This window comes from Photobacterium sp. DNB22_13_2 (assembly GCF_052873915.1).
In genome coordinates, this window is record NZ_JBNNXU010000021.1 from 1 (window position 1) to 16738 (window position 16738).

At 44.4% G+C, this 16738-nt stretch carries 19 protein-coding genes; 7 read left to right on the forward strand and 12 right to left on the reverse strand.

Annotation, left to right across the window (positions count from 1 at the left end; translation table 11 throughout):
* Window positions 1–249: 249 nt before the first annotated feature.
* From tnaC (ACVA58_RS22490) to ACVA58_RS22515, 6 genes are all read left to right on the forward strand, one after another.
* Window positions 250–348 (forward strand): tryptophanase leader peptide, encoded by a 99-nt coding sequence (tnaC, locus tag ACVA58_RS22490; RefSeq protein WP_446512594.1) that lies wholly within the window; start codon window positions 250–252, stop codon window positions 346–348.
* A 208-nt stretch (window positions 349–556) separates the two neighbouring features.
* On the forward strand, window positions 557–610 hold the full coding sequence (gene tnaC / locus ACVA58_RS22495; RefSeq protein ID WP_446512671.1) for a tryptophanase leader peptide: 54 nt from the start codon (window positions 557–559) through the stop codon (window positions 608–610).
* Window positions 611–814: 204 nt separating this feature from the next.
* Entirely contained in the window at window positions 815–2284 is a 1470-nt protein-coding gene (gene tnaA, locus ACVA58_RS22500) for a tryptophanase (RefSeq protein WP_446512595.1), read from the forward strand.
* Between the two features lie 109 nt (window positions 2285–2393).
* Window positions 2394–3647, forward strand: a complete 1254-nt coding sequence (locus ACVA58_RS22505) for an aromatic amino acid transporter (protein ID WP_446512596.1) — start codon at window positions 2394–2396, stop codon at window positions 3645–3647.
* 335 nt (window positions 3648–3982) lie between these two features.
* Entirely contained in the window at window positions 3983–4237 is a 255-nt protein-coding gene (locus ACVA58_RS22510) for a hypothetical protein (protein WP_446512597.1), read from the forward strand.
* Window positions 4238–4486: 249 nt separating this feature from the next.
* Window positions 4487–5143: a LysE family translocator gene (locus ACVA58_RS22515; RefSeq protein ID WP_446512598.1), complete on the forward strand. Its 657-nt coding sequence runs from the start codon at window positions 4487–4489 to the stop codon at window positions 5141–5143.
* An 18-nt stretch (window positions 5144–5161) separates the two neighbouring features.
* Here ACVA58_RS22515 and ACVA58_RS22520 read toward each other — a convergent pair whose 3' ends face one another.
* Complete coding sequence (locus ACVA58_RS22520; protein ID WP_446512599.1) at window positions 5162–5677, reverse strand: hypothetical protein; 516 nt, start codon at window positions 5675–5677, stop codon at window positions 5162–5164.
* 432 nt (window positions 5678–6109) lie between these two features.
* On the opposite strand from ACVA58_RS22520, the gene ACVA58_RS22525 reads away from it, so the two are divergent.
* Window positions 6110–6979: an Ig-like domain-containing protein gene (locus ACVA58_RS22525; protein ID WP_446512600.1), complete on the forward strand. Its 870-nt coding sequence runs from the start codon at window positions 6110–6112 to the stop codon at window positions 6977–6979.
* Between the two features lie 994 nt (window positions 6980–7973).
* Here ACVA58_RS22525 and ACVA58_RS22530 read toward each other — a convergent pair.
* The 11 genes from ACVA58_RS22530 to agaV all read right to left on the reverse strand — a co-directional run bounded on the left by ACVA58_RS22530 (window position 7974) and on the right by agaV (window position 16721).
* Window positions 7974–8417: a hypothetical protein gene (locus ACVA58_RS22530; RefSeq protein WP_446512601.1), complete on the reverse strand. Its 444-nt coding sequence runs from the start codon at window positions 8415–8417 to the stop codon at window positions 7974–7976.
* Between the two features lie 108 nt (window positions 8418–8525).
* Entirely contained in the window at window positions 8526–8915 is a 390-nt protein-coding gene (locus ACVA58_RS22535; protein WP_446512602.1) for a hypothetical protein, read from the reverse strand.
* Window positions 8916–9582: 667 nt separating this feature from the next.
* Window positions 9583–10086, reverse strand: a complete 504-nt coding sequence (locus ACVA58_RS22540) for a hypothetical protein (RefSeq protein WP_446512603.1) — start codon at window positions 10084–10086, stop codon at window positions 9583–9585.
* A gap of 172 nt (window positions 10087–10258) precedes the next feature.
* A complete protein-coding gene (locus ACVA58_RS22545) occupies window positions 10259–10948 on the reverse strand; it encodes a hypothetical protein (RefSeq protein WP_446512604.1) in 690 nt (229 codons plus the stop codon).
* 25 nt (window positions 10949–10973) lie between these two features.
* Window positions 10974–11636 (reverse strand): hypothetical protein, encoded by a 663-nt coding sequence (locus tag ACVA58_RS22550; RefSeq protein ID WP_446512605.1) that lies wholly within the window; start codon window positions 11634–11636, stop codon window positions 10974–10976.
* A gap of 333 nt (window positions 11637–11969) precedes the next feature.
* The gene (locus ACVA58_RS22555) at window positions 11970–12824 is read right to left on the reverse strand and encodes a tagatose bisphosphate family class II aldolase (protein WP_446512606.1); all 855 of its coding nucleotides are present in this window, start codon (window positions 12822–12824) and stop codon (window positions 11970–11972) included.
* Window positions 12815–14044, reverse strand: coding sequence for an N-acetylglucosamine-6-phosphate deacetylase (gene nagA, locus ACVA58_RS22560; RefSeq protein WP_446512607.1), 1230 nt, complete (start codon window positions 14042–14044; stop codon window positions 12815–12817). The genes ACVA58_RS22555 and nagA overlap by 10 nt, the downstream gene beginning before the upstream one ends.
* On the reverse strand, window positions 14034–14474 hold the full coding sequence (gene agaF / locus ACVA58_RS22565; RefSeq protein ID WP_446512608.1) for a PTS galactosamine/N-acetylgalactosamine transporter subunit IIA: 441 nt from the start codon (window positions 14472–14474) through the stop codon (window positions 14034–14036). Before agaF ends, nagA begins: the two co-directional genes overlap by 11 nt.
* A gap of 98 nt (window positions 14475–14572) precedes the next feature.
* Window positions 14573–15457 carry a PTS N-acetylgalactosamine transporter subunit IID gene (agaE, locus tag ACVA58_RS22570; RefSeq protein ID WP_446512609.1) on the reverse strand — a complete coding sequence of 295 codons (885 nt, stop codon included), beginning with the start codon at window positions 15455–15457 and terminating at the stop codon, window positions 14573–14575.
* Window positions 15447–16229, reverse strand: coding sequence for a PTS N-acetylgalactosamine transporter subunit IIC (gene agaW / locus ACVA58_RS22575; RefSeq protein ID WP_446512610.1), 783 nt, complete (start codon window positions 16227–16229; stop codon window positions 15447–15449). Before agaW ends, agaE begins: the two co-directional genes overlap by 11 nt.
* Window positions 16230–16247: 18 nt before the next feature.
* Complete coding sequence (agaV, locus tag ACVA58_RS22580; protein WP_446512611.1) at window positions 16248–16721, reverse strand: PTS N-acetylgalactosamine transporter subunit IIB; 474 nt, start codon at window positions 16719–16721, stop codon at window positions 16248–16250.
* Between the last annotated feature and the right edge of the window lie 17 nt (window positions 16722–16738).

Sequence of the window (16738 nt, forward strand, 5' to 3'; positions counted from 1 at the left end):
CCCTCCCGAAGGGCGAGTTTTCTAAGCTTCTATACTGCGTTATTGTTTCTTGATTTAGAGCCACTAGATCTTCAAAATAATGCCTTGTCTATAAGCTTATAAATTCTCGCTGAACCTGCATCTTGAAGTCGCTTGGGTATACAATTAATTAAATTGCTTGTATCGGTCACATTTATCACAAATAAGTATATCTTAATAAGAATAACTATAGGATAGTTATAGCATTGCTTTTTCTTATAGGAACATTAGATGAGCGTGTACCTCAAATTGCAATCTACGTCGGTGCTAGCACTATTAGCCTGGTATAACTTAGATCACAAACTTTCCTTTCACCTGTCTTCAGAATAAACGTTAGAAGCGCATTCTTGCGCCACCTTAAAAACACTCAAAATATTTAAATTAATTGTTGATTTTTCAAGGGTTAAAATTGCGAAAGCAAAGGTGTCTTAACACTCTGAACCTTGAATACCGACTAAGTATCTTAATTTTCATGTGAGAATGTGAGGTGAATATGTGCTTTCAATGGGCAAGTCCATTGTTGCCGTTGCCATTGGTAATGCAGTGGTACAATGAAGACTATAAGCTATCTGACTTTTTTCCTTCAAGGTGAAAAACAGGAGTAGTTACACTCCTACTTTTTAAATTGAACTAATACTTTCGATATTTCGTTATTTATTTAGCGTGACTTTACTCGTCCATAAATATAATTAGATAAATGTAAGTTGAGAACTGTTATTAGTTGATACCTATTCATACAAAAAGAACACATATTTTATGGTGCTATTAAGCGCCAGGTAAAAATAAAGGCATTATTATGGAAAATTTTAAACATCTACCAGAGCCGTTCCGTATCCGTGTAATTGAACCTGTAAAACGTACGACTCGTGAATACCGTGAACAAGCGATTTTAAAAGCGGGGATGAACCCATTTCTGCTAGATAGTGAAGATGTCTTTATTGATCTGCTGACTGACAGTGGTACAGGTGCTATTACCCAGGACATGCAGGCAGCAATGCTTCGTGGTGATGAAGCATACAGCGGCAGTCGTAGCTACTATGCGCTTTCGAATGCGGTACAAGATATTTTTGGTTATGAGTTGACGATCCCGACTCACCAGGGCCGCGGTGCCGAGCAAATTTACATTCCAGTTCTAATCAAAAAACGTGAAAAAGAGAAGGGACTGGACCGCAGCAAGATGGTTGCACTGTCTAACTATTTCTTTGATACCACACAAGGTCACACGCAGGTGAACTGCTGCGTAGCGAAAAACGTGTATACAAAAGAAGCGTTTGATACTGCAGTCAATGCCGACTTCAAAGGTAACTTTGACTTGGTTAAGCTGGAAGAGGCGATCCTTGAAGCGGGTCCGGCAAATGTCCCGTACATCGTCAGCACCATTACTTGTAACTCTGCGGGTGGCCAGCCGGTTTCTATCGCTAACCTGAAAGCAGTGTATGACATCGCTCAGAAATACGACATCCCGGTGATCATGGACTCTGCACGCTATGCTGAGAACGCCTACTTTATTCAGCAGCGTGAGCCGGGTTACCAGGATTGGACTATCGAAGAGATCACTCGCGAGTCTTATAAGTATGCCGATGGCTTGGCAATGTCTGCCAAGAAAGATGCCATGGTTCAGATGGGCGGTCTGCTTTGTTTTAAAGATGAGTCCATGATGGATGCGTACACCGAATGCCGAACTCTATGTGTGGTTCAGGAAGGCTTTCCAACTTACGGCGGCTTGGAAGGCGGTGCGATGGAGCGTCTTGCAGTTGGCCTCTATGACGGTATGCGTCAAGAGTGGCTGGCATACCGCATCGGTCAAGTTCAATACCTTGTAGATGGTCTGGAAGCGATCGGTGTTGTTTGTCAGCAAGCTGGCGGCCACGCGGCATTTGTTGATGCAGGCAAGTTGCTGCCACATATTTCAGCTGATCAGTTCCCGGCCCATGCCCTGGCTTGCGAGCTTTATAAAGTAGCAGGTATCCGTGCTGTTGAAATCGGCTCGCTATTGCTCGGTCGTGATCCGGCAACAGGCAAACAGCACCCTTGTCCGGCTGAGCTGCTTCGCCTGACTATCCCGCGTGCTACATATACTCAAACACACATGGACTTCGTTATCGAGGCATTCCAGAAAGTGAAGGAAAATGCAGCGAATGTGAAAGGCCTCGACTTTACTTACGAGCCACCGGTTCTCCGTCACTTTACAGCCCGACTCAAAGAGGTTGAGCCTGTGAGACAGGAAGCGCCGAAGAAGGAAATGAAAGTCCTAGAAGAAGCTTAATAACAATAGAGCGCAACCCTTCGGGGTTGCGTTTTTTTCTTAAATATAAATAAAAACACAGTTTAAGTTCATTATTTTAATAACGTGAAATTATAAGAGTGACAGAATTATGGATAAGAGTTTGTCATTACAAGCACGCGACAGTGTTAAGGAAAATAATCCGTCATTAATAGGGGGTGCATGCATTATTGCTAGTGTCTGCGTCGGTGCAGGAATGCTAGGACTCCCGAGTGCGGGAGCAGGTGCATGGACAATTTGGTCAGTTCTCGCGATTACATTAACCATGGTCGTAATGACCGTTTCGGGTTGGATGCTACTGGAGGCATTTAAACATTATGACTTAAAGGTTTCCTTCAATACGGTAACCAAGGATATGCTTGGCGATAAGGTCAACATGTTCAATAACCTGACGGTGTACTTTGTTGGTGGTATTTTATTGTATGCCTACATCACCTCTTCCGGTCTTATTCTTCAAGATATTTTGGGTTTCGATAGCAAAATTGCCTCTATCTTATTTGTGTTAGTGTTCTCCGCCTTTGTGTGGCATTCAACTCGGGCTGTCGACCGGATCTCCGTTGTTCTCATCACATTTATGGTCTTAAGCTTTGTGTTCGGTGTGTCAGGGTTAGCTGTCAATGTCGATATGTCCATACTGTTTGATACGATTAATGAACAAACAATTTACGCACCTTATTCCATGGCAATGTTGCCTGTTGCATTAACATCGTTCGGCTATCACCATTCAGTGTCTTCAATGCGCTCATATTATGGCGAAGAGAGAAAGGCGAAAAACGCGATATTAGGCGGCACTGCAATCGCATTAGGCCTGTATATCTTATGGTTATTCAGTATTTACGGGAGTTTGCCGAGAAGTCAATTTGGTCCTGTGATTGAGCAAGGCGGTAACGTGGATGCATTGCTGACCGCATTAGGCTCAGTTATTGAGTCTGAAAAAGTAGCCAATGCGATCAATATTTTCTCAATGGCGGCAATTCTGTCTTCTTTTATTGGTGTCGGGCTTGGGGTGTTTGACTATTTGGCTGATCTGTTCAAGTTCGAAGATACCAAACAGGGTCGTGCAAAAACCTGGTTGGTGACTTTCTTACCACCTCTGATCATGTCGCTGCTGTTTCCTTTTGGCTTTGTTATTGCCATTGGTTATGCCGGTGCCGCTGCAACAGTTTGGACATGTATTATTCCAGCTCTGCTTGTGAGAAAGTCACGCACACTAGAGAAAGGCAATGAAGGTTTTAAAGCGCCAGGTGGCAACGCCATGATAATGCTGGTAATGGGCTTTGGTGTGTTAACGGCTGTGTTCCATTTCATGTCGATGCTAGGCATACTTCCAGCATTTACAGGCTAGTCAATTTCAATTCAATATCATAATGACTGACTGGTTACCTGGCACGATTAAAAGAAAAAGCAGAGGTAACCCGTCTATTGCAAATATAGGGAGGCAAAATGGTTGCCACAAAGGCTGCTTCCTCTTTGGCACCACCGAATGAGTGTCGCACTTATTATCTGAAATCAGGTAGAAGCACTACTTTAATAGTACAGATGCTAATCTGTAGCACCTTGGTGTTATTATGCTAAAGTGTTGATATTAAATGTGATTTGACAATGATATAACAGACGACCCTGAAAGCAGTGATATGGTTGGCTTATTAAGGTTCTTACATATATAAGTCAAATCAATCAATGAAAAAATATCTACTTGTCGTTTCTTTTGCGCTTCTAACGAGTTTTGCTAGCTACGCTAAACCCACTGTTATTGTTAAGCCTGGTAATGGTCATAAACATCCACCACACCGTGTGGCCAAGCAATATATGCCACCTAAAGGTAAATGCCGCCTGTGGTATACCGGAAGATCTGCTCACAAACAGCCGAAGGTAGGCAGTTGTAAAAAGCTTGGTAAGAAAATTCCACGTGGTGCAGTGCTGCTCCGCGGCTAAGTAAGAACTAAACAACCGAAAAAATTTAATAACGCTGGTGAGGATAACGTCCCTTCAGCGTTTTTTTTGCATCTTACAAAATAAAATTTGCTTCTTACATGCTAATAATCGAAGGCGGAAATTAGGCAATAGTCATCATGACTTATGATCAGACTACGGCTTTCTAGATCAATATCTTGCTTTATTATTTTGGCCATAGATACTGACAGAATATTTGGCTCTTGCCTGACTTTATAGGGATAGTGGGTAATGGAAGTTCTACTGGTTCTTGTTCATGTTGCGTTGATTTGGATACTCGCTGTAGCAACGCCTGGGGCTAATGTACTTTTAACCATTAATACCGCATTGCAATACAATCGTAAACTCGCGATGTTTTCTGCTTTTGGGGTCAGTACGGCAATATTGCTGTGGGCCTTTTTTGGTGGATCAGGCTTAGTTATCTTGCTGTCGACTTTCCCTCAATTGTTTAGCGTGATGAAAGTCGTGGGTGGCAGCTACTTATTGTACCTGGGTTTGCGCCAGATTTACCAAACCCGAAAAACGAAAAGGCTAGGTGAGCTGTTACAAGGTCATCAAAAGATATTGCCATCGAACAGAAAGGTGTTTATCTCAGCTTTTATTACCAGCATTCTCAATCCGAAAACCGGCTTCTTCGTTGTCAGTTTATTCAGCGTTGCTATGCCTGGAAGTATGCCAGGAAGCGAGCCTGGAACTATGAATACAACTATGATCCTAGCCATCATGCTAACCATGTCGTCAATCACGCTGTGCTGGCACTTATTTCTCGCAGTGGCATTTTCACATCAATCCGCGAAAAATGTTTATGCGCGTATTTCAGGTGTGATGGACTATGTGACTGGTGGACTCTTTACCGTATTTGGTATCAAAGTCATGGCCTCGTCATAAGGGCCATTGTCCCCCTTTTTAGGCCGTTCGCCTTATTTTACTTTTGGCTTTATCGAGCATAAAAGGGATAAGGAAAATAGCGAAACAGACCAGCCATGGTCGCACATCATCCTTTACATAAATTCCATACCCAGCTGCGGCCAGCAGGTAGATAAAGGGGATGGTTTTGCTGTGCGCCTTGAGTAATTTTAGCGCCAGAAAGTACCCCACTATCGCATTCAACGTAAGCCACACTAATGATTCCGTCGCACCAATCGATGAACTCAGCGGTGCTGGTAGATATATCTGCGAATAACTCCCCATTGGTGAAATGACATTAGCGGCTAGGTGAATACTGATCCCCGCACATAACCCTGCCGCAATAGGCTTGGCATAGTTTGAGCGCAGTATTAGCAGCATGAGTAATGGCAATAGCACGCTGTGGGTGAGGATAGAGCGGTGGTGCAGCAGGGACATCAGCTGCTTATCAACATCAGGCCAGAATAGACCGAGGTACAGAAACAGCGCGAAAACCACCAAGAGTAAGTGCTTCATGAAATGTCCCTTTCAAAAAGGAAATCATAACTTAGCTGGGCGAGGGTGGGTAGAGGGGGAATGTTGCGTGTATGGATGACTTGAAATTGTGATATCGATTCAGAGAGTATCATCAAAATAATTTAATAAATTATTTTCCACAATAAATATTAATTATTATGAATACTTATTGTTTGTGATGTTGATGCCAGTAACACTGAGAAATAGACAAAAAATAATTGCAAATGTAAATCAATATTCCTTTTTAAGTTAAATAAATAACATCAAAATATAGCGGTTTTTGTTTGAAGCAAATTTTTGCTAGAAACGATTTTTTTTAGGAAATGACTCTACTTGTCGTTATTAAAATTCAACTCATTTTAGAGTTAAATAATAATTTTAGTGCTGCCATATCTATGAGCAGCTATTTATTTCAGTAGGGTCATTTTAGTCATGTGGAAGTTAAATAAATTAGTCGTAGCAAGCATCATCGGCGCTATGAGCGTATCAGTACTTGCAGAAGAGCGAGAAGTGCTTGAAGTATTCGTAGCTCCTTATAATGTCACTATCGATACAGGTGTATCAAAGCCAATGACCGCCCGTGTTCTATACAATGATGGTTATGAGATGTACCCAGAAGGCGTGGTTTGGCATAGCAGTAATCCAGAGGTTTCACCTATATCAGAGAACGGTGTGGCATTTGGTGTTAAGAGCGGTTTGACCCTGATCTCTGCAACTTATAAGGGCGTTAACTCAAGCCAGCCGGCTACCGTTAAAGTTGGTGAGGCTGTTATTGATGAAATTACAGTAGAGCTAGCGCATCGAAATATGGCAGTTGGTGAAACACAGCAAGCTCAAGCACAAGCAACGTATTCAGATGGTTCCCAGCAAGATGTTACTAACTCTGTTGAGTGGCAAGTCGTTAACTCTTCGCAAGAACTTACAGTAACGGATGAAGGCTTAGTTACGGCTCATGAAGGTGGCTATGGATTGCTTATTGCCCGTGCAGATGGTGTGCGCTCACAAGAGATCCGCATTGATGTAAATGAAAGCCAATCAGAGTTCCAGTGGGTTATGCCATTTCCGAACAAAACAACCATGGCTGTAGGTTCTCAATTTACCCCATCTATTCGCGGTCTACACAACTCGGGAAGCCTTGTTGATATTGAAACAATTGATGGTTGGGTGATCGACAACCCTAGCGTTGTTCGCGCGACTGCTGGCAATCAAGCCATTACTGCGATTGGAGTAGGCTCTGCGACCGTTTACCCGATTGCTGCAGGTCTGCAAGCTATTGAACCGGTTATCGTGACTGTAGAATAAGACTCAACGTTTAGAGAGTTGGGGTCGCTGCTAAGCAGCTATACGACAAATAGTCACTTGGCTTTAATCCTTGGTGATTAGAGGCAATAATGCCGGCGCTTAGCCGGCATTTTTGCGCCTAGCTCTCTAGTGTGTTGCTTCGCTATATGTGCTTAGAGGAAAACCTATACCGCCAGAGTGTCGATGGTTGATGCGGATGTATTGTGTTCTTGAGCTTCACTCGCTCAGTGATGAATGGAGAGGTTGGATGTGAAAGCACCATGCGTTAAAGCCAGCTAGGCTGGTTAAGTGAGTCTATCGCTATCTAAATTTGGCCGCTTTTTACTCAAAGACACAAGCCTGAATATGTGAAAATGACAAATTATCGCTGATACGCGAATTAGTGTGCATCCATGCACTTTTTTATTTTCCAGTTCTACACGTCATGTAGAACTGGATTTATATCACGGCTTGGTGAGCTCTTTACAGGTCACTTTCCGACAAAGTTTTCTTCTAATATAGGTTTTGTTACAGTGGCAGCTATAACTGGAAATACAGCTTCCAAGACAAATGCACCACAGATGCAAATGATCAAGGAGCCAGACCTTAAGTATTCGGTTTTACCACATACCGGGCAGGTAAATTGTTCAGTCATAAATCCTATAAATTGATGAACACAGCAAAACCTTACTTGGATTTAAGCTGGGCCGCAGAACTCACGTGAATACTTTAGAGGCATCTCCAAATAGCGAGTCACACGCTACATTTGCCCGTATTACTCGACGGGGGAGGTTACGCTGCGAATATAAGTAATAGCTTGTATTGTTAGTCACGATACTAATCACAAATATCGAACGCAGCTAAACCATAGTCGCCTTTCTCATTGTGAACTGTCGGATAAAGGTATCTCATATTGTTTACTTATGAATTAGCCAAGATCCCACAACTGGATGCTACCCCCCAGACCGACTCGTTACGGGAGTGATGAAGAGCCCCAATAAATTTCCTATAAAAATTAGCGTTTCGACCTGAAACCATCGCTCCAAACTAGCGCCCGATAACAGGGGCCAACGGTATCGCTACATTCAGAAGAATGTACCGCAAGTAAGAGAACTGACTGCCCATCAAAATCGACAGTTTTCCATTTATTGGCAAGAAATTCATAGGGTTTTCCATCCACAACGACCCATAAGAACGTGCCACCAGAACCGCCCCACATAGAAGCCGACGTTGAGCAGGAGAACTGTGATGCGTCCACGATTTCTTCTGGTTGGCCATCACCGGTAAAGTCATGTAATGAGATGGCCTGTTCAGTTGCGTTGAACTCGCCATTCTCAAAACGAGCACATTCTTCTTTAGCTTCCTGAATAATCTCGTTCGCGGCCTGGGACTGATCAGCGCCAAAAGCAAACGGGGACAAACAAAGAAAAATCAGGTTGATATATAAAATGGGCTTCATTCAAACTCTCCTACTTTCAGTACACAGCACATTAAATGTAGCAATGAAGAAGAAAAAAGCCGCTTATAAGATGCTCTATTTATGTAGAGAGCTTTTCCATAACCAGGTTTAACCTTCAGGCTCAATATAAACAGCTGTACCACTTACTGTTTGTGCAGAGACCGGAATCAGATACTGATAATCCGTTCCTTGCCCACCTAGCATCACAGAGTTTCTTGTCCCTGTTGAATCAAGGATTATGCCGTTTGCCCCAATTCTTGCCGCTTGATTTTTTAGCTCTTGAACAGCGTAGTTAACTGAGCCTTGCTCCGTAAAACCAGCGTCACTGGAGGCATTAACAATCGCTATTGGTTCATAGCTTTTCGGTACTTCTAAGTACAAACGAACTTCATTAGGGTCAATGGGCGGGCGAGCTTCACCGACAACAATGGATGAGCCAGACGCACAGCCAAATAAAAATAGGACTGAAATTAGGCAAAGAGCTTTTAAAGCTTTCATTAGTATTATTCTGCAAGGATATGAGTAGAGGATATTTTAATGGCAAACCGCGAGGTGAACCGTAGTCAAATTATTAATAAAGATGTTAATTAGTAAGTATGTTTGATGAAGAGTTTGCTTAAGATAAATAGTGTGGATTCATTTTACGCTAGGTTAGAAAGGAAATACTCGCAGTGCGCATTATGCCGTGTTATGTTCAAAAGCAAAATTAATGATAAATCAATGGTTTAGTGTGTTTTCTTTACAGGGAAAGCGTTCCATGCCTAAACATCATGAACTAAGTGAAAACTACATTTTTCGATTTTTTAAATGCGGATTAAGCATCGAACAGACAGCAGAATTATGTTTTAAAAGTGTGAGGACAATCACGCGGTGGGATGAGGGAAAACCGATACCGCCAGAGTGTCGAAGGCTAATGCGTATGTATTGTGGTTTAGAACTTGATCCACTGAGTGACGATTGGAGGGGCTGGAGGTTGCAAAAAGGATTTCTGATGACGCCTAATCAATGGCCATTAACCCCAAGCAGGATCATCACAGGGAATGCTTTGATAGAAATTGGGGCAGAACGCGACAGAAAGAACTTAAGCACTATTCTAAAAGTAGCGAGAATGGTCCGATAATTGAGAAACAGCCCTCTGAGTAAAGAGGGCCTGATCACTCGAAGCTTAACTACTAGATAAATCGATATTAGACTGAATAGGAATACTATCGTTAAACTCAACAACTTTTTCAAATCCTATTGAAGGGAGTTTTTCGTATATTGAAATCGATAACGAAGCAATTGAAATACCCACAGCAAACAAAGATGCAGTTAATGTTAGTTTGAAACGACGTTCTTGTAACTTAAGATCAGCTAAAACAGAAGCCATGAAAGGAAAGTGAACACACTTAAACTCTTGTCCAATTTGAAACTCAAATAGCCTAACTACTGGGGCATTTCCGTCACCATGGTCACTGTACATATGTTTGTTCGCTAAGTGGTAATAGAGCCTTCCAAAAATAATATCTCCATTGACCCCTAACTTTTTTGCGACTAATTGGCAATCAATGGGAACAAAAATCTTTGACTCTCGTACGGACTTATCATGGTCAAAAGCACAAAAGTCATCATAATACAGGTCGTAAATCACTTGAAGAATTTGAAGGTCTGTGGGGACATTTTTAGCCATTTTTTATCTCATTTCTATATCAGCATGCATCCCAAGAGGGCTACTTGACAAGTAGTGATACATCTTAAACAGTTTATCGATTACGATTAACCGCAGAACTAGAAGACTTTATATGCAGATCAAAAAAGCAAGTCCTACGGTCAAATTTAGCAAGCCACACGTTTATAGACTTTCACCCCGTATTACTAGGCGGGGTGAACGTGCCTATATATATATCATGCAAATATCGGTATTGATGTAATGCAAGTTCCAATTGCTTTTCCGGTATCAAGTCATGATTTTGAGTATATATCTCATTTAACTTTGACAATATCTCGTCATGATTACTTCCAATATCAAGAGTTAGTTGGTCAGGGCTTGGAATAATATGACTATTTGAAATGTTGTATTTACTAACTAATTCATTTGTCTTATTGGTAATTTGATAGAGTTGTGCAAGTAATAACTTCTTAGAGGTAATATTTATCTCATTCACTAATCTATCTTTGCTACCTGTATTTACAATTTCATCATAAATCAATTGAAAATCATCAAACCTTCCTTCTGCTATATCATCATAATCACCAACATCTCTTTGGATTAGACTTAATAGAAATCGAAAGTTGGAAACTCTCGAATCTTGAAGTGCTTTAATAGCATCAATTGCTTCCTGTTTAATTTCCTTGAACTTAAGAGTACTTTTACCTATAGATATTTCATCTAACTCAGAAATGTAGAAAATAATAAGCAATGCAGTAAATAGAACAATAAACAAAGAAATAAACTCAGGCGCTGTTAACTTGGATTTCAAAAAAAGACTATATGAAAAAAAAAGAGAAACTAATGATAATAACGATAATAAAATAGACTTAAATAATTTCATATATCAACACCTTATCAACAAAATTTTATTTTATAGCTTTCCAATAGAATAGTCTTAATTTACCAGAACCCTCTGACTTTGCATTAATAAACAATAGCTTATCTAAAGCAATACATAAATCATGCCCAATAACCGTTTGAATCTTTAACATAGATGTTGAATAAAACAAGGTATATGGCTGTCTATCTTCAGCGGATAAACCTACAAGTACAACACCCAAAGAACTCCATAATGAAACTAAATTAAGCAACTCACGCACCTGTTTATTATAATCTTTGGGTTTCTCATTCATAATTTTGTCATAAATTCCTTTTACATATTTTGATTTTTCATCATCGGTAAAGTTTACATCGTTAATTTCTTGAGTGATTGCTAAAATTAAATCTGACTTTGATTTTCCTTTAACGTAGACGTTTTCTAAATTTCTTTCCAACTTTGTTAAAAAGTATTCTAGCTCTTTATCACTACGCATAACAAACGCAAGATCATTTTGATTTCTATTCTGCAAATAAAGAATAACTAATGCTAAGGATGCAATAATAGGAGAAAAGACACCACCAAAAAATGAACCAAATTCTGACCATTTACTATGCTCTGACCATATGCCAATACCAAAAGCCATAGTGTATAAAGCAATAGGCGATATGATTACAATACATAAAACAGAAAACAACAAAACACGCTTCATAATTTATAAACTTAATACGTAAAATATCCATTATGTTAAATGACTGGCTAAGCTCACTTTTTCGACACACTCAGCCACCTAACACATTAATAATCGTATTTTTGCATATGGATGATTGTAAAACCATACTCGCATGACTTGAAAGTTAGTTACTTATCCAGAAGGCGATTTGAGTCAAACAAAGTGAAGTTTGTTAGGTGTGGTGGTGCAGGTATTTATTTAAAAACAGACGCTTGGCTGCTGTTCGTGAATCACAGATACAATAATGCCGGCGCTTGGCCGGCATTATTATGTTTAGCTCTCTTGTGTGTAACTGTGCCCAGTCGGTACGCGTTAAATTCTGCCCTCACTGCCGCACATGCGGATCTTGTCGATCACGACTTGCTTCATCGCTTCTTTGCCGGGAACGATGTATTTGCGTGGGTCGTTGGCATCTGGGTATTCGGCGAAGTGTCTCTTAACGGCGTCAGAGAAGGCGATTTTCAATTCAGTAGCAACGTTGACTTTGCACACCCCAAACTCGATGCAGCGGCGGACCATTTCATCGGGAACGCCTGATGCGCCGTGCAGCACCAATGGAATATCGACGACTTCGCGGATCTTAGCTAAGCGTTCGAAGTCTAGGCGCGGCTCGGATTTGTACATGCCGTGGGCGGTACCAATGGCGACGGCGAGTGAGTCGATACTCGTGCTGCGAACAAATTCAGCGGCAGATGACGGGTCGGTAAGTAGGGCATCGGCACTGTCGACAATTAAATCATCTTCCTGTCCGCCAAGGCGGCCGAGCTCGGCTTCGACACTGGCATCGAAGCGGTTACAGTGCTGGACCACACTGCGCACGATATCGATATTCTTGTCGAAGGCATAATGAGAGCCGTCGATCATGACCGAGCGGATGCCTTGTTCTACCTTGGTGCGAATGTCCGACAATTCTTCGTGGTGATCAAGATGCAGTACCAAAGGAATTTGATGCTTGTGAGCTGCTTCTTTGCAGATGCTGACCAAGTAATCGGTGCCAGCATATTGGTAGGTGCCCGGCGTACCTGCCAGTATCACCGGGGATCCCATCTCAGAGGCGGTTTCAACGATGACTTGAACGGTTTCAAGGTTATGAATATTGAATGCAGGGACAGCATAGCCACCGACTTGTGCGCGCTTGAGCATTTCACGAGAAGAAATTAAATACATACAGCCTCCTGGCTACAAACATGGTCAGCGTCAAATACAAGGTTGCCGTTAACCCAAGTGTTAGAAATGGTTTGGTTAGGGTGCAGCGCGACCATTGAGGCCTGCTTGCCGATCTCCAGACTGCCGTAGCGGCTGTCGAGACCCAGTGATTGTGCGGGGGTCAGTGAAGCCCGCAGCCAAGCCTGTTCCAGTGGCAGGCTTAGCCATTGCATAAGGTTGAACACGGCTTTGGGCAGGGTTAGGGTGCTGCCTGCCAGGCCACCGCTGTCGGTGGTGGCAATACCGTCGTTGACGTTGACCAAGTACTCGCCTAATTGGTACTGACCATCTGGCATATTGGTCGCGCGCATGGCATCGGTGATCAGCGTCAAGCGCTCGCCACAGCAGCGATGGGCAATATCAATTGCAGTCGGGTGGACATGGTGGCCGTCGGCGATCATCTCGACATAACTGTGGGGATGACACAGCCCTGCTCCGACCACACCGGGATCTCGGTGGTGCAGCCCGCGCATGCCGTTGTAGCAATGGACAATGCCATTAGCGCCGGCATCCAAGGCTTGTTGAACCTGATCAAAGCTGGCATCGCTATGGCCTAGCATCACCTTAATACCTTGAGAATGCAGGTATTTAATGGCCTTAATCGCACCGGATTTTTCTGGCGCAAGGGCCACGGTCAGCAGTTGGTTGTCGGCATAGGAAATCCAGCTGTCCAGCTCATCGACATCCAGTTCGCGGAACCACTCGGTTGGGTGGGCACCGCGGTTTTTCTCGGTAAAATACGGGCCTTCAAGGTACGCGCCGAGGAGTTCGGCACCTTCAACACCGTGCTGTCGGCTTTTGCCGACTTGGGCCAGTGCTGCCTGAATAGCTTTGACCGGGCCGGTAACTGTAGTGGCGACAAAACCGGTGACGCCAAGGCTGGCGAAATAAGTCGACATAGCATTTAGGCTTTCATGGCTTGCGTCCATCACATCGCAGCCCACCGCGCCATGGACATGGCTGTCGATAAGGCCGGGTAGCAGATACTGCTCGCCTAAATCGGTCACTTCGCTGTGGCGTTCTGTTGACTCTGGCGAAATGGTTGATTTGGCCGAAAAGGACGAGAAGGGCGCAATAGCGACGATAGTCCCTTGGCTGTCGACACTGACCACGCCATCGTCCAGCCACTGCGTGCCTGCGAGGACTTTGGCAGCGCGATAATGGCGGAGATCAGATCCCATCTTCAACGGCTTCCTGTTGTTGTGGCGCTTTGCTTGCCATTTCATCAGCAAGGCTGGTGATCCCGCGGTGGCCACAGATCAAGGCTTGATCACGAAATTCGTTAAGGGTTAATTCATCACGTTCTAGCAGCATTTCCGCTGCCATTTGTAAGTTGGTGCCAGTGACCACTTGGATATCGTCCCGCTCTTGGCTGATCAGCGATGCGGTACGAAACGGTGTGCCGCCTAGCAGGTCGGTAAGAAAGACAATGCCTTCGCCAGAATCGAGCTCTTGGACCGCGGCGCGCATGGCTTTGTCGAGCTGGGCAGTGGTGCTTTCCATTGGGAAATCAATCGCCTTGAATTGCGTTTGGGTACCAATGATTTGTTCAATGGCTTGCTCGATGCCAGAGGCAAAACCACCGTGGCCTGAAAGAATGACTGCGATCATGTTGTTGTTCCTACTTGAAGGGCCGGCCAGTCCCGGCCCTTTTGGTTTTATTGCTGTTTATTTGTTTCTGCTTTTACGGCTGTTGTTGCTATTGGCCTTTATAGGATGCCCAGCATGCGACCTGCGACACCGACAACGACGGTGATACCGATAAGGCGCAATGGGCTCCAGCCACGTTTAACCAAGCTGTACATCGCCAAGGTATAAAGCAGTGGTAAGAAGGCTGGCATCAGCTTATCGATCACATCGGCCTGCAGTTTGACCACCGCATCACCGGCGGTGATTTCAGCGGTCGTCGAGAGGCGGACATAGGTTGCGACCAAGGCGCCAATTACCGTCATACCCACCATTGAGGCAGCGTGGCCGACCTTCTTGGTGTTGGCCTTGATCATCGGGATAGCCGCGACTCCCATCTTGTAGGCGTAGTGGGCCAAGCCGAAGCGCAAGCCAAAGTGCACGGTGTTAAACATCACCATGAAGAAGATGGCACCCATAATGGAGCCTTGCAGCGCAAGGTCGGCGCCAATACCACCACAGATAGGCAGCAGGGTGAGCCAGAACATAGCATCGCCAATCCCGCCCATCGGCGCACCGACTGCAATCTTGGTGCTCTGGATACTGCTGATATTCTGCTTGGAGCGCTCCATTGCCAGGATGATCCCCATGACAAAGGTCACCAGGAATGGGTGAGTGTTGAAAAAGCCCATATGGCCCTGCATGGCTTTGGATAAGTCAGCCTTGTTGGTGTGGATCTTTTTCAGTCCGGGCAGTAGGCCATACAGCCAGCCTGATGCCTGCATACGTTCGAAGTTGAATGAGGCTTGCAGTAACAGTGAACGCCATGCCATGCGGTTGATGTCGGCTCTGGTGAGCTCTGCCCCCACTTCCTTATTTTCATATTCATCCGGGGCGACCCCCGGGGCTGGTTGTACGTCAGTGTTGGTAGGACGTACGTTCAATTCGTCGCTTACATTAGATACCATCTTCGTAGTCCTCTACTGTCGGTGTGGTCGTCACAGGCGTTGGTTCTGACTTGCGCATGTAGTCGATGATGGCCATGGCTGTTGCGGCGCTGGCGATGGCCAAGATTGGAAGCTCTATCCATGCGGCAGCAACAAAGCCAAGGATGAAGTAAGGGATGTAGGCGTTCTTCATCATGATTTTCATCAAGACGGCAAAACCTATCGCTGGCATGATGCCCCCGGCTACGCCTAACCCGTCAATCAGGTTTTTAGGCAGTGCCTCAACGATATTGCCGGCGTGTTCTGCACCAAGGAAAACCGGTAGGAAGGCGCAGAGGAAGTAGAAGGTACCTAGTACAGCTAGGGCAAAATAGTTAACGCGTTCAATACCGTCGGTATCGGCATTTTGGGCATACTCGTCACACTTGGACATCACTGCCGACATTGCCGAGAACAGTAGGGTGATACCCATCTGAACTGCGACCGCAAAAGGTACCGCAACACCGACGGCGACATTAGGCTCGACTCTGGTAGTGATGGCAAAAGCCGTACCGACAATGGTACCGATAATAACGTTTGGTGGCTGTGCACCAGCAAGAGGGGCGAGGCCCATCCAAATCAGTTCTAGCGTACCACCGACCAGAATACCGGTTTGCAGATCCCCGAGGATCAGGCCGACCAGCGGTCCAAGTACCACCGGGCGGTGGAAGTGGGTAAGACCATTGAAGAGATCTAACCCGGCTAGAAAGGCAAGGATGCCAAGCATCAATGCTTGTAAAAATCCTATTTCCATAACGGTTGTCCTTATGAATTAAAGTAGGGTGAAGAGATCTGTCGCACTTTCGGTGGGTACTCCCTGAACGGTGCAGGTCACACCCAGTGCTTTTAGTTTGTTGAATTCCTCGATGTCATCGGCATCAACCGAGACAGTCTTGGCAATGTGGTTTTTTCCTTCCACGTAATGCATGTTGCCGACGTTGATGTTGTTCACGGGTACACCGCCTTCAACCAGCATGCGGAATTCTTTTGGTGTTTTGCAGACCAGTAGGATGCGCTGGCGATCTGCGGCTTTGTGGATGGTGTCGATGGTCTTTTGCACGGTCCAGAAACGGATGGCTATGCCATCGGCTAACACCATTTCCATCAGGTTCTGCTGGATGGTGTCGCTGGCAACTTCATCGTTGGCCACCACAATGATATTGGCATCGGCAAATCCGACCCATTGCACTCCAACCTGGCCATGGACAAGACGCTCATCAATTCGGCTTAGTACGATATTTGGCATAGTTCATTCCTTTGTTT

Bases quoted from the DNA above. Each gene is read 5' to 3' on its own strand.
- ACVA58_RS22555 (WP_446512606.1), bottom strand. From the start codon at position 12,824: ATGTATTTAATTTCTTCTCGTGAAATGCTCAAGCGCGCACAAGTCGGT.
- agaV (WP_446512611.1), bottom strand. From the start codon at position 16,721: ATGCCAAATATCGTACTAAGCCGAATTGATGAGCGTCTTGTCCATGGC.
- ACVA58_RS22510 (WP_446512597.1), top strand. From the start codon at position 3,983: ATGAAAAAATATCTACTTGTCGTTTCTTTTGCGCTTCTAACGAGTTTT.
- ACVA58_RS22550 (WP_446512605.1), bottom strand. From the start codon at position 11,636: ATGAAGCGTGTTTTGTTGTTTTCTGTTTTATGTATTGTAATCATATCG.
- tnaA (WP_446512595.1), top strand. From the start codon at position 815: ATGGAAAATTTTAAACATCTACCAGAGCCGTTCCGTATCCGTGTAATT.
- ACVA58_RS22505 (WP_446512596.1), top strand. From the start codon at position 2,394: ATGGATAAGAGTTTGTCATTACAAGCACGCGACAGTGTTAAGGAAAAT.
- nagA (WP_446512607.1), bottom strand. From the start codon at position 14,044: ATGGGATCTGATCTCCGCCATTATCGCGCTGCCAAAGTCCTCGCAGGC.
- ACVA58_RS22535 (WP_446512602.1), bottom strand. From the start codon at position 8,915: ATGAAAGCTTTAAAAGCTCTTTGCCTAATTTCAGTCCTATTTTTATTT.
- tnaC (WP_446512594.1), top strand. From the start codon at position 250: ATGAGCGTGTACCTCAAATTGCAATCTACGTCGGTGCTAGCACTATTA.
- agaF (WP_446512608.1), bottom strand. From the start codon at position 14,474: ATGATCGCAGTCATTCTTTCAGGCCACGGTGGTTTTGCCTCTGGCATC.
- agaW (WP_446512610.1), bottom strand. From the start codon at position 16,229: ATGGAAATAGGATTTTTACAAGCATTGATGCTTGGCATCCTTGCCTTT.
- ACVA58_RS22525 (WP_446512600.1), top strand. From the start codon at position 6,110: ATGTGGAAGTTAAATAAATTAGTCGTAGCAAGCATCATCGGCGCTATG.
- ACVA58_RS22515 (WP_446512598.1), top strand. From the start codon at position 4,487: ATGGAAGTTCTACTGGTTCTTGTTCATGTTGCGTTGATTTGGATACTC.
- ACVA58_RS22530 (WP_446512601.1), bottom strand. From the start codon at position 8,417: ATGAAGCCCATTTTATATATCAACCTGATTTTTCTTTGTTTGTCCCCG.
- ACVA58_RS22545 (WP_446512604.1), bottom strand. From the start codon at position 10,948: ATGAAATTATTTAAGTCTATTTTATTATCGTTATTATCATTAGTTTCT.
- ACVA58_RS22520 (WP_446512599.1), bottom strand. From the start codon at position 5,677: ATGAAGCACTTACTCTTGGTGGTTTTCGCGCTGTTTCTGTACCTCGGT.
- ACVA58_RS22540 (WP_446512603.1), bottom strand. From the start codon at position 10,086: ATGGCTAAAAATGTCCCCACAGACCTTCAAATTCTTCAAGTGATTTAC.
- agaE (WP_446512609.1), bottom strand. From the start codon at position 15,457: ATGGTATCTAATGTAAGCGACGAATTGAACGTACGTCCTACCAACACT.